Annotated in this window: 10 protein-coding genes; 5 read left to right on the top strand and 5 right to left on the bottom strand. The window is 42.6% G+C overall.

All coding sequences use genetic code 11. The annotated features are described in order from the left end of the window. Positions 1-180: 180 nt before the first annotated feature. On the bottom strand, positions 181-4989 hold the full coding sequence (locus tag IPL35_17130; protein MBK8445010.1) for a DUF11 domain-containing protein: 4809 nt from the start codon (positions 4987-4989) through the stop codon (positions 181-183). Between the two features lie 382 nt (positions 4990-5371). Further along, complete coding sequence (locus IPL35_17125) at positions 5372-5992, bottom strand: IS1 family transposase (GenBank protein MBK8445009.1); 621 nt, start codon at positions 5990-5992, stop codon at positions 5372-5374. A 224-nt stretch (positions 5993-6216) separates the two neighbouring features. On the opposite strand from IPL35_17125, the gene IPL35_17120 reads away from it, so the two are divergent. The 3 genes from IPL35_17120 (at position 6217) to IPL35_17110 (ending at position 7615) form a co-directional block, all read left to right on the top strand. Next, complete coding sequence (locus IPL35_17120; protein ID MBK8445008.1) at positions 6217-6435, top strand: hypothetical protein; 219 nt, start codon at positions 6217-6219, stop codon at positions 6433-6435. Further along, positions 6384-6785: an IS1 family transposase gene (locus IPL35_17115; GenBank protein MBK8445007.1), complete on the top strand. Its 402-nt coding sequence runs from the start codon at positions 6384-6386 to the stop codon at positions 6783-6785. The genes IPL35_17120 and IPL35_17115 overlap by 52 nt, the downstream gene beginning before the upstream one ends. 554 nt (positions 6786-7339) lie before the next feature. Beyond that, the gene (locus IPL35_17110) at positions 7340-7615 is read left to right on the top strand and encodes a T9SS type A sorting domain-containing protein (protein ID MBK8445006.1); all 276 of its coding nucleotides are present in this window, start codon (positions 7340-7342) and stop codon (positions 7613-7615) included. A 10-nt stretch (positions 7616-7625) separates the two neighbouring features. Here IPL35_17110 and era read toward each other — a convergent pair whose 3' ends face one another. The 3 genes from era to IPL35_17095 all read right to left on the bottom strand — a co-directional run bounded on the left by era (position 7626) and on the right by IPL35_17095 (position 10514). Continuing rightward, positions 7626-8507: a GTPase Era gene (gene era, locus IPL35_17105; protein ID MBK8445005.1), complete on the bottom strand. Its 882-nt coding sequence runs from the start codon at positions 8505-8507 to the stop codon at positions 7626-7628. A gap of 49 nt (positions 8508-8556) precedes the next feature. After that, positions 8557-9492, bottom strand: coding sequence for a TIGR01777 family protein (locus IPL35_17100; GenBank protein MBK8445004.1), 936 nt, complete (start codon positions 9490-9492; stop codon positions 8557-8559). A gap of 68 nt (positions 9493-9560) precedes the next feature. Continuing rightward, the gene (locus tag IPL35_17095; protein MBK8445003.1) at positions 9561-10514 is read right to left on the bottom strand and encodes a bifunctional methionine sulfoxide reductase B/A protein; all 954 of its coding nucleotides are present in this window, start codon (positions 10512-10514) and stop codon (positions 9561-9563) included. Between the two features lie 162 nt (positions 10515-10676). Here IPL35_17095 and IPL35_17090 point away from each other — a divergent pair, with 162 nt between their 5' ends. Then, positions 10677-10985, top strand: coding sequence for a hypothetical protein (locus IPL35_17090; GenBank protein MBK8445002.1), 309 nt, complete (start codon positions 10677-10679; stop codon positions 10983-10985). Positions 10986-11061: 76 nt separating this feature from the next. Further along, positions 11062-12579 carry a TonB-dependent receptor gene (locus IPL35_17085; protein ID MBK8445001.1) on the top strand — a complete coding sequence of 506 codons (1518 nt, stop codon included), beginning with the start codon at positions 11062-11064 and terminating at the stop codon, positions 12577-12579. The last annotated feature ends 118 nt before the right edge of the window (positions 12580-12697 follow it).

Below are 12697 nucleotides of genomic sequence, written 5' to 3'. Positions count from 1 at the left end.
CTTTATTATTTGTTTTTTTTGTTTTGCGATAAAACGAAACGGTAGTGCTTAGTTTTGAATGATTAGTTATCGTGCTTCCTATTTATATTAATCATAGTCATTCACTACCCATAAAAAAAGAGGCTAACCTATTTAGGTTAGCCTCTTATGAAGTCAGTAAATTACATTAAGTTAATAAAATTATCTTCGCAATATGCCCACAGAGGGACATACATTGGCAGGACAGCAAGGAATAGCTTCTAAAATCATGGCACAACAAGTGCCTGTTGTACAGCCTCCGTTATCAGCCGTGTAGGTATAGCTTCCTGCCTGATTAGCAATATAAGAACTGCCCGTTCCTACTTGTACTCCGTCTTTGTACCATACTACATTCACTAAACCTGCTTCTGCAAATAAGGTGATACTCTGACTGCCGTTATCACAGATTTGTATAGGTACACTCACGCATACTTTATCTATATCATCTTCACCGGCTACACCATTATTCGGAGTGCTGTCTGTATCTGTTTCATTCATCGCACTGATCTCTGCCGTATTGTAGTGTACACCTTCGCTTAATATCGTTCCTACTATCGTCAGTGTTTTCGGTGCATCATTCGCCAAGAAATCACCCACTGTCCATACGCCTGTGCCTCCATCATAACTGCCCTGACTGGCTGAACTGCTCACATACGATATGCCTGCGGGCAATACATCGCTCACTGCTACTCCACTCGCATCTGTGCCGCCTTCATTCGTTATCGTTATTGTAAATGTTACTTGCTCGCCTATCTGGGCTATCGTTTTGTCTATCGATTTATCTAATGCCAAATCTACAGAATCCGCAGTACCCGGTGTAATCTCAAAAACATAATCTGATATTTCGCACACATTACAAGTACTTGTATTCGTGATACTCAACGTCACAAAACTGTTGCTCGCAGGTACTGTACCCACTAATTGAGCACTGCCATAAGGCAAATCATTGGCTGTCAAATCGCCGCTCACATCGTAGGTAGAAGACAAGTTTGTTCCTGTAGGATTTGCATATATTTGCCATTGGTCATCTGCTGTATCGGCAGTACCTTGGTCATCTTTTATCGCTGATAATCCGAAATTGGTCAATGTACAAGGCAAACAGTAAAATCCGAAATCAACTGTCAAGTTTTCATTGGTATCTGTTGTGGCAGGGTCATTATCAGGATTTTCTCCTGTAGGCTCACCACCACCCAAAGAGATTACACCGCTTTGAATGGTAGTTCCTACTACTGCGATGCCGTTGTCGTTGCTGTCCACATTACTGTTCGGGTCACTTTCGTTTACTCCACTGCTCTCTGTCCCTGAAGGTATTACTACCGATACAATATAGTCACCTGCAGCTAAACCATCAAACAAATACAGCCCGCCGCCGGAGGTTACAGTGGTATCTATCGGATTACCTGTTGCATCCAACAAGTAAACGCTTACACCGTCTATACCCGCTTCGCCGGAGTCTATCAAACCGTTGTTGTTGGTATCGCTCCATACTTGGTTACCTACTGAATAAATACAAATAGGGGTGTGCACACATTGACAAGCGGCTGCGTCATAACTATCAGCCGTACAAGCGTCCATATCATCGCAAGCTCCGGGAGTTATTGCATTGTTTTCGCATTGGCAAGTAGCTGTGTTATAAACATCTGCTGTATTACAGTCGTTATCATCGCAACTTGGTGGGGTGATAGGTGTATGCACACAAGCACAAGTAGCTGTATCATAGCTGTCGTCTGTGGTGCAGTCCATATCGTCGCAAGCTCCGGGAGTTATTGCATTGTTTTCGCATTGGCAAGTAGCTGTATTATAAACATCTGCTGTATTACAGTCGTTATCATCGCAACTTGGTGGGGTGATAGGTGTATGCACACAAGCACAAGTAGCTGTATCGTAGCTGTCTGTTGTTGTACAGTCGTTATCATCGCAACTTGGTGGGGTGATAGGTGTATGCACACAAGCACAAGTAGCTGTATCGTAGCTGTCGTCTGTGGTGCAGTCCATATCATCGCAAGCTCCGGGAGTTATTGCATTGTTTTCGCATTGGCAAGTAGCTGTATTATAAACATCTGCTGTATTACAGTCGTTATCATCGCAACTTGGTGGGGTGATAGGTGTATGTACACAAGCACAAGTAGCTGTATCGTAGCTGTCTGTTGTTGTACAGTCGTTATCATCGCAACTTGGTGGGGTGATAGGTGTGTGCACACAATCACAAGCAGCTGTATCATAGCTGTCGTCTGTGGTGCAGTCCATATCGTCGCAAGCTCCGGGAGTTATTGCATTGTTTTCGCATTGGCAAGTAGCTGTATTATAAACATCTGCTGTATTACAGTCGTTATCATCGCAACTTGGAGGTGGTATTGGTGTGTTCACGCAAGTACAAGTAGCTGTATCGTAGCTGTCTGTTGTCGTACAGTTGCTATCATCGCAACTTGGTGGTGGTATCGGTGTGTTCACGCAAGTACAAGTAGCTGTATCGTAGCTGTCTGTTGTCGTACAGGTGCTATCATCGCAACTTGGAGGTGGTATTGGTGTGTTCACGCAAGTACAAGTAGCTGTATCGTAGCTGTCTGTTGTCATACAGTTGCTATCATCGCAACTTGGTGGTGGTATTGGTGTGTTCACGCAAGTACAAGTAGCTGTATCGTAGCTGTCTGTTGTCGTACAGTTGCTATCATCGCAACTTGGTGGTGGTATCGGTGTGTTCACGCAAGTACAAGTAGCTGTATCGTAGCTGTCTGTTGTCGTACAGTTGCTATCATCGCAACTTGGTGGTGGTATCGGTGTGTTCACGCAAGTACAAGTAGCTGTATCGTAGCTGTCTGTTGTCGTACAGTTGCTATCATCGCAACTTGGTGGTGGTATTGGTGTGTTCACGCAAGTACAAGTAGCTGTATCGTAGCTGTCTGTTGTCGTACAGTTGCTATCATCGCAACTTGGTGGTGGTATTGGTGTGTTCACGCAAGTACAAGTAGCTGTATCGTAGCTGTCTGTTGTCGTACAGTTGCTATCATCGCAATTTACATTACAAGCACAAGGTGCATCGTAAGCATCTACCAAAGCATCGGTACAAGCGGCATCGCCTACAAACGTAGCTGATACATCTATATCTTGTGTGCCGTCGCTGGTCAAACCGGTTACGGTGTAAGTGTCGGGGCTGGTGCCGTCGGGTGTGAAGGTGTAATCGGTGCCACCGACGTTGATGGTAATGTTGCCTGTGGGTGGGTTGCTGTAAGTAACCGTTACGGCGAGGTTGTAGGTATTGGTGGCGGGGTTGCAAGTGGTGGGGATGGCACTATCTACGGTGATATCGCATCCAATCGCCACAGGGCACATCAATTCTAGTCCTTCAATATCTACTAATCCGGCGTCATAAGTATCTGAAAGCACGATATTGCTGCCATTCCCACTTGTAATTTCATAAATCAAGGACTCATTAGTAGATAAACTTTTATCCTCAAATCCAATCAGGCGATTATTTACGAAGTCCCAAGTAATGCCATCAAGTCCCAAACCTGCTGTATTACCATCAAATACGCTTATACCCGCTCCTGTTGTTTTGTTGATGATATAAACATCTTCATCGTCAGTCTCTGACACATAAAGATTACCACTATTGTCAAATGTCATAGATTCAGAGTCATTTAGATTACCACTTAACGGAGACGGTTTGGTCATCTGCATAGGATAACCTGAAATGATGGCGGCATTGGTTTTATCGATTTTATAAAGTCGTCCATTATCTTTACTACCCCCATATAACTCGTTCGTAATTGGGTCCATGGCAAGGCTTTCGATATCTTCCTGTCCACTAGAAGATATACTACCTACAACTAATGCACAAGGCTGCTGTCCAGCCACCAAATCATCAACGTCAATTTTAAGTAAAACTGGCGCATTATAACTTCCAAGGTCTTTATTAGAAGTAAAATAATATTCATTGGTTATCCTATCCCACGCTGCTGACTCTAACTCAGACCCACCTGATATATTGATGTTCGTTTTTGTGACACAATTATCATCTGACCATTGGATTAAACCCCAATCATACGCGGTACTGTTTACCCCTGCTGTACTTGTCCAATCCGATACGATAAACAAATGTCCGTCATCTTCGTTTATAGCCCATAGTGCCGGAATTGGACACAGACTCTGTGAGCAACTCGCTGGTGCGTCATAAGCATCTACCAAAGCATCGGTACAAGTGGCATCGCCTACAAACGTAGCTGATACATCTATATCTTGTGTGCCGTCGCTGGTCAAACCGGTTACGGTGTAAGTGTCGGGGCTGGTGCCGTCGGGTGTGAAGGTGTAATCGGTGCCGCCGACATTGATGGTAATGTCGCCGCTTGGTGGGTTGGTATATGATACAGTAACATCTACATTATACAAATTATTGCTGCAAGCAGTCGGTAGAGCACTGTCTACTGTGAGGGTGCAAGGCTGAGTTCCACAAGATAAATCAGGGCTTCCACAGCAGCCTGTCAGGGTAAATTCATCTAATTCCACAACAGAAACACTTGCTCCATTTTCTACTAAATCTGTAAAACTCAACCTAATTTGGTAAGTATGAGGAGAGGATCCGTCTGTAATGATACTAGAAAAATTTGCTGTCTCTGTACTCCAAGATAATGAAGGTATATCAGTTTCGTTCCAAACAGGGTTATGGGCTGAACCTGTCACCGAAGCTATCATTGTCCCACTTTCCCATACTGAGGCCTGCCACTGAGTTGGATAATTATTATCTACAAAATTGCTGCTACCTGCCGCCATTGTTCGGGTAGGTGCAGAATGACAAAAGCTAAAAGAACCCAAACTACCACAAGTGTTTGCCGAAAATGTCACATCAAAATATACATAATTATCCATTGTGCCATCCCATTTACCCACACAAATAGATCCGTCTCCACTGCAAACTGCCTCATCTGGTGCGTAAGCATTAGATGCACTACCCGTATTTTCATATATTGATGTCACAGATACACAAGATGCTGTTGTTTCTGGATCAACTCCACCTTCGTCTATTGCTTGTCCATTATTGAAACCATAATAAACTAAGGTTCCTGTTGATGAACCTATACAACATTGAGGACAAGACTGCGCATTTGAGTTCCTTACGAAACCGAACATACATAAAAATACAAAAAATAAAAGTACCCTACTATGAAAAGCGCAAGATACACTACGTTTTTGTTTAAATTGTTTCATACGTTTAATTATATTATTATAGAAATTAGATGAATATTTTTAGGAATAATGGTTTTAATACGACTGTTTTAAACCAAGTTTATTATAAATAACCGATAAAGTATCGACTATTAACTATCAAATTATATGCCATAAGCATTTCTGGGTAGTCCTAAATTTGTAATGTTAAATTATAGCAAGCGATAAAATATCTAATAGCCCCCAGAAGTCTTTCTCTTTTTTTGGAAAAAGAGAGCGTTTTTCTGACTAATCTCGCAACTCGTTGTCGAATTGTGCAAAAGAATCTTTCTATATGGTTCGTTGCTTTTTTTTGCTTCGATGAACGATGCTGATGGGTAGGGATTATTTTCTTATAGGCTTCCCAATGGTCGGTGTAAACGATGGCTTTGGTTCTAAATTTTTCGGGGATACTTTCCCAAAGTTTTAGAGCAGAATCAGCACTTCGGTCTCCAATATGAAGCCCTATAATTTGTCTGCTTTCTCTGTGCATAGCGACCCAAATCCATACTTTATTTGCTTTTTGAACCACAAAACTCCAAGCCTCATCTGCCTCTACCTCAAGGCATTTTAGGCTAATTTCAGAGGAATTTATAGGTATTGCAGCGTATAAATCATTCGGAACAGCTGCATATACTTCATCTAAATAAGTATAAAGTTGATGTTCTTCAATATCCAAAACTCGGCAAATACCCAATAAAGAAATACGTTCTAAAAAAAGTTTTTCAATGAGAGACTTTTGCTCTTTGTTTAGACCCCAATAAGTCCGATTCAAAACAAAGGTAATGGTTTTATAACAACTGATTAATTATCTTAGCGCAATAAAAACAGTATATGATAATAGAGATAAAAACTTGCCGTGATTGCGGCAGCCCAAATATAAGAAAAAACGGACACTGCAAAACAACAAAAAAGCAGAAATTTCATTGCAAAGCTTGTAATAAATACGGTACGTTAGAATTAGAGGAAAAATGTAGCGAATGGCGAAAACAAGAGATTATGTCAGCCTATTTAGAGCGTCCGAGTATGCGAGGCATTGCTCGTGTTTTTCATATATCTCGTAATACGCTGAGAGCTTGGCTGATGGCAGCGGGACAGGAGCAGCGTACCATAGAGGAAACGCTGCACGATGTACCCACCACAGGAGATATTTTGGAGTACGATGAATTACAACATTTTGTAAAAAAAAAACACAAAAAAGGTGGTTATGGACAGTAATTAGCCGTAAAACTCGCAAAATCATTGCATACTTCATTGGAGACCATAGTTTAGAAAGTTGTAAAAAACTTTGGGAAAACATACCTGAGCGTTTTCGTTTCCAGCAAAGTTTTAGTGATTTTTGGGCTGCTTACAACTTTATTTTTGAACAAACAGGACAACATCAACTCGTAGGTAAAGATACTGGACAAACCAATCATATGGAGCGTTGGAACAACACCATTCGGCAGACTTTGGGTAGGCTCACGCGAAAAACATTGTCTTTTTCTAAAAGCGATTTTTTCAATGACATTGTTATCAGGCTTTTTATCATCAGATACAATATTGCCAAATCACCAACAGTTAATTAAAAACCATTACCAAAACAAATTGACGCGCACATTTTTTACACTTACAGCGGCTTTTCTTGTAGTAAGTTTTACCAAATTTGATTACCTTTGACGAGCCACAATAGAAACAGAGAATGGTCTTTTCCATTTGAGTAATTTTAGAGTTTGTGAATCTAAAATTACAACTATTGTGGCTTTTTACTTTACACCATTACTTTTTTAGGACTACCATTTTTTTTAAATGTGTATTATTTTTTCACCCTGCAATTCAATAAAAAAATAGACATTAGTGTCTAAAAAATATGATTAAATTATAGTCATTCACTACCCATAAAAAAAGAGGCTAACCTAAAAAGGTTAGCCTCCTACTATAACAAATAAATAACCCCAATGGTAACCTGCTTAAATAAGGCATATAGACGACACAGATTAGGTTGATTATAGCAGATGAAAACACCAAAAGACCTGAAAAATATGTGTTAATCTATCTAAATCTGTGTCCCCCGTGTTCTAATATCTATCAAATTTGGTAGATTACCACTTACGTTAATACTATTTTTGTAGATAATATTAATTTGAATGCATCTGTTCCTACAACCGTTAATATTACTAATATAGAAAACGTATTGGGTGTCTTTCCAAATTACATTACAGAAAATAATGACATTCAAATTTATGACCCTAATAAAATTGCCAACTATATAACGGTGTATAATATGGAAGGAAAAATAGTGTTACGTCAGGATGTGAAAAATAATATAAATGTAAAAAATAATTTAGCCAAAGGAAATTATATAGTGCAAATTGTAAGCGATACTTATATTAAAAATTGTAGATTGATAGTGAAATAAAATGGGTAGATCAACCCTTATAACCCAAATTGCGCAGCCACCGCTCGCTGTCGCGCCATTTTTCTTCCACCTTTACAAACAACTCCAAAAACACTTTTTGCTCCAAAAAAGTCTCGATATCGGCGCGTGCTTCGCTGCCCACCTTTTTGAGCATCGCTCCGCCTTTGCCAATCAAAATAGATTTTTGTGTGTTGCGCTCCACGAGCAGCAGTGCCTTGATGCGCACAATGTCGGGGCTTTCTTTAAAACTTTCTATGACTACTTCGGTGGCGTAGGGAATTTCCTGCTGGTAGTTCAAAAATATTTTTTCGCGGACAATTTCCGCCACAAAAAACCGCTCGGGGCGGTCGGTGAGGGCATCTTTCGGAAAATAAGGCGGGTGCGGCGGCAAATGTTGCAATATAGCGGCAAAGGCTGGCTCTAAATTGATGCGTTTCAATGCCGAAATCGGCAGACATACGGTGGGTTTGTATTTTTCGTTCCACTCCGCAACCACGTTGGCAATATTCGCCGGAGGCAATAAATCTATTTTATTAATGAGCAAAATTTTAGGTACAGACAAATGCTGCACTTTTTCCCACACCGGCGCAAAATCTTTGTCGTTGGCTTCGGTAAGCACCAAAAACACATCAGCATCTTGCAAACTCGTATGCACAAAGGTCATCATCGCTTCCTGCAATTTATATTTCGGCAACAAAATACCCGGCGTATCTGAATATACAATCTGAAAATCGTCACCATTCACAATGCCCATAATGCGGTGGCGTGTGGTTTGTGCTTTGGAAGTAATGATAGAGAGCCGCTCACCCACTAAGGCGTTCATCAGCGTAGATTTGCCCACGTTGGGCTTACCCAAAATATTCACAAAACCGGCTTTGTGTGGTGTATCCATAAATTTTATTTAAAAAAAATCAATCGATGTATTGGAATGATATAATTTTTTATGAAAAAATTGCTTTTAATGCGGTGGCTAAGGTAGGGTATTTAAACGAAAAACCCAACTCTTGCAGGCGGTGCGGCACTGCGCGGCAGCCTTCCAAAATCACCGAAGGCTCGGCGTTCATCAGCAGGGGGGCGGCGAGGCGCAAAATGACGGTAGGCACCGCCGGCGACCAGGGGCGATGCAACTGTTGGCGTAGGGTTTTCATAAATTCGGCATTAGTGGGCACTTCAGGAGCACATATATTATAAGCCCCCTTGATGGCAGCATTTTGCAGGGCAATTTCTATAAAGCGGCACAAATCTTCGGCATGAAACCAAGGCATATATTGCTCGCCACTGCCCGCCGCACCGCCCGCAAATAGGCGTGTCGCTTTGATAAGCGGCTGCAAAGCACCGCCGCCGCGCTCCAAAGCAATGCCCAAGCGCAGCAACACAGGACGCACAGTGGGGAGGGTTTGTGCTGCAAAGGCGGTTTCCCACTGTTGGCATACCTGCGCCAAAAAAGTACTTCCGGCGGGACTGTCTTCGGTGCAGGTGGCGGCGGTGTTGCCGTAGTAGCCCACCGCCGAAGCCTGTACCCACAGGGGCGGCGGCTGTTGGCAACGGGCAATCGCTTCGCCCACTGCCCGCACCGACCGCACGCGGCTGCTGACGATTTCTTTTCGTACCGAAGGCGTGTGCAAGGCAGCTACACTTTTTCCGCTTAAATTGATGATAGCGGCGGCATTTTCTATATATCGCTGCCAATCTCCCACATTTTCGCCGTCCCAATGCACATATTCAACAGCAGCTTGGGGCGAGGCATATACTGCCTGCCGCGTCAAAACCACAATTTTATAATTTCTTTCCGTAAAATATTGAGTAATGTAGCTGCCGATAAAGCCGGAGCCGCCCGCCAATACCAAAGTTGAAGAAAAAGAAGGATTTGTATTCATTGTGCTGCCGCTTTTATAAAAAAATACTTTTTTAAAAAGAAAAAGAAATACCTTTTTTTAAAATCAAACTACAACAGCTTTTCTTTGAATACCTTTTGAAACTTCTCTACTTTGGGGCGCACCACTGCCTGACAATAAGGCTGTGTGCCGTTGTCGTTGAAATAATTTTGATGATAATCTTCTGCTTTATAAAATACCTCAAAGGCTTGTACTTGTGTAACGATAGGTTGGTCAAAAACCTTTTCGGCTTCTAATTCCTGCAACACTTTCCGAACCACTTGGTGTTGGGCTTCGTTGTGATAAAAAATAACGGAGCGATACTGTGTACCCACATCGCCGCCCTGACGGTTGAGGGTGGTGGGGTCATGTACGCTGAAAAACACCTGCAAAATTTCTTCCAATGAAATTTTTGAAGTATCAAAAGTAATTTGAACCACTTCGGCGTGTCCGGTATTGCCGTTGCACACTTCGCGGTAAGCGGGGTTTTTTATAAAGCCACCCGAAAATCCCGACTCCACTTTTTCCACTCCCCGCAAACGTTGAAAAACCGCCTCTATGCACCAGTAGCAGCCGCCGCCGAGCGTAATTTGTTCTTTGTCGGCGGGGGCTTCGGTTGTGGGCGAAAATTCCAACGACAAAGAATTGACACAATATCGCATACCGGTGTCGGTGATGCCATCATTAAAAATATGCCCCAGATGCCCACCGCATTGCGCGCACACAATTTCGGTGCGCAGCATGCCATGCGATTTATCCAAGCGTTGCAGAATTTTTCCGCCTTTGATTTCGCGGTCGAAACTCGGCCAGCCACAATGCGACTCAAATTTCATTTCGTCCGAAAATAAAGCATTGCCGCAAGCGGCACAATGATAAGTGCCTTTTTCGTGGTGCAAATTAAACTTACCACTAAACGGACGCTCTGTTCCCTGCTCGCGCAACACATCATATTGTTCGGGCGAAAGCTGCGCCCGCCATTCGGCTTCTATTTTTTCTACGGGAAAAACGGGAGGATTTTTGCTCATATTATTGATAGATGAATAAGGAATTAAAAACAATGAAGATAGATAAAAAGTTATATTTGCGCTTATAAAAAATACGCACTGTTTAGCATGTATCTGTTGTGGAGTTTATTTAAGAAGAATGATAAATTATTGGGCATCAATTTTATATATTTTTTTTCAAAGTTGATATTTTTATTCGGAATACAGCCCAGTATCTTTGCTCAAGCCGCTATTCCCGACAGCATCTCTGTTCATTCATTGCCCGAAGTTGCCATTTACAGCCCGCGTGCTACCTTCACCGCCACCTCATTTGCCCATATTTTTCACCCCGATTCGCTGCCGCCTCAGTCGCTACCGCAGTTGTTGAGCGAAAATACCCCGTTTTTATCCGCCACTATGGAGCAGGAACGCTTGCCACCCCTTCTTTTCGGGGAACGGCGGCGCAGCATACCGCCCTCTTGCTCAATGGCTTCAATCTGCAAAGCTCTATGAATGGTGTAAGTGACCTTGCTTTGTTGCCGGCGGTTTTTTTGAGCAAATAGCAGTAGAATACGGCGGCAACGGCGCAGTGTGGGGCAGTGGGGCAGTGGGCGCGAGTGTGCATTTTAGTACGTTTCCGGCGTTGAACGATGCACACCAAGCTACGCTGTATCTGCAAAGCGGCAGTTTTAATACACAACAGGCGGCGGCAGCTTATGCCACAGGTGATGCAAAACGCTTTGCCCTTCGTTTAAAAATCTTTGCCCGCAGCACCGACAACGATTTTACCTACGACAATCCTTTTTTACCCAATCAGCCGCGTGTTCGGCTACAAAATGCGCAGCAAACACAATTCGCCGCTTTGGGCAGTGCTACTTTTGCCGTAAATAATGCCGATATTTTGCAAATGTATGTATTGCGTCAGTTATATAGCCGCCATATTCCGCCTACTTTGGCACAAACACTTTCGCAGGCGGTGCAGCACGACCGCAACTGGCACGGCGGTATCCGCTGGCAGCATCGTAATTTATATGGCTACCGCAATACCGCTTTTAATTATTTTTACGAAAATATTGATTATCAGGATAATATAAATGGTATTGATGCCACCAACCGCGCCCCTTCCTTTTCTTTTGAAAATGAATGGAACTATCATCAGCGGCAACATAAAATAGCGTTGAGTTTGCAAATGCAACATCAAAAGGCACATACTTCGGTTTATACAGCACAACGCAATACGGTGAGTGCCTTAGTCGCTTATTCCTTGACTTTTGCCCAACAAAAAGCCTTGCTCAATGTTTCAATGCGGCAAGCACACAGCACCCGTTTTTTGCCTCCCATGCCCGCAATAGGTCTATCGTGGCAGTTGAAAAAAGACTTGTTGCGTATCTATGCCAATGCAGAACGTCATTATCGCCAGCCCACACTCAACGATTTATTTTGGCAGCCGGGGGGTAATCCTGATTTGAAGCCGGAAAGCGGTTATGCGCAAGAAATAGGAATAAGCGGAAAAAAAAACGGAAAAATAGAGTGGACTTATCAGTGTAGTGTGTATAGCAGTCGCGTGAAAGATTGGATAGTATGGCTGCCCTTGAACGGAGCTTTATTTTCGCCGCAAAATTTGCAGCGGGTGTGGAGTAGGGGAGCAGAAGCAGAAATAACGCTGGCACGCCCTCAGCCCCGTTGGAGCTGGCAATGGAAAATAGCGGCAGATGGCGGTAAAAGCACACAATTACATCATACTTCGGCAAATGTTGCTGAGTGGGGAAAACAACTTCCCTATACACCGCAGTGGAAACTAAGGCAACATTTTACCTTGATATTTAAAAAGCGTTTGTCGCTCACTTATACGCTACAGCGCGTGAGCAAAAGCTATACCGATACCCGCAATACAACTTGGTTACAGCCTTATCTTTTACAACATATTGCTTTGTATTATCCTTGGGTGTTTCCTTCCAAAGAATTGCATATAGGTTTGAAAATCAACAATATAACCAATGAAAATTATCAGACTATTGCACAACGCCCCTTGCCCGGACGCTCCATAGAAATAGATGTGAAACTGCAATACAATATGAAAGCCATACGACACAGCAAAAAGAATTAATCCCTTACTGCAACTTGCGAAAGCAGGAAAATTTACTACCTTTGCCTTGTTGCGAAATAAAAATAGCTCTTATCTCTTTTAGAGTACTCTTATTGGTAGCAGCATTTTTTTTGTATTG

This window comes from Sphingobacteriales bacterium (genome assembly GCA_016711285.1).
Classification (GTDB): Bacteria; Bacteroidota; Bacteroidia; order Chitinophagales; family UBA2359; genus JADJTG01.
The sequence above is the reverse complement of the archived record's forward strand: the minus strand, read 5'-3'. Positions and strand labels throughout refer to the sequence as shown.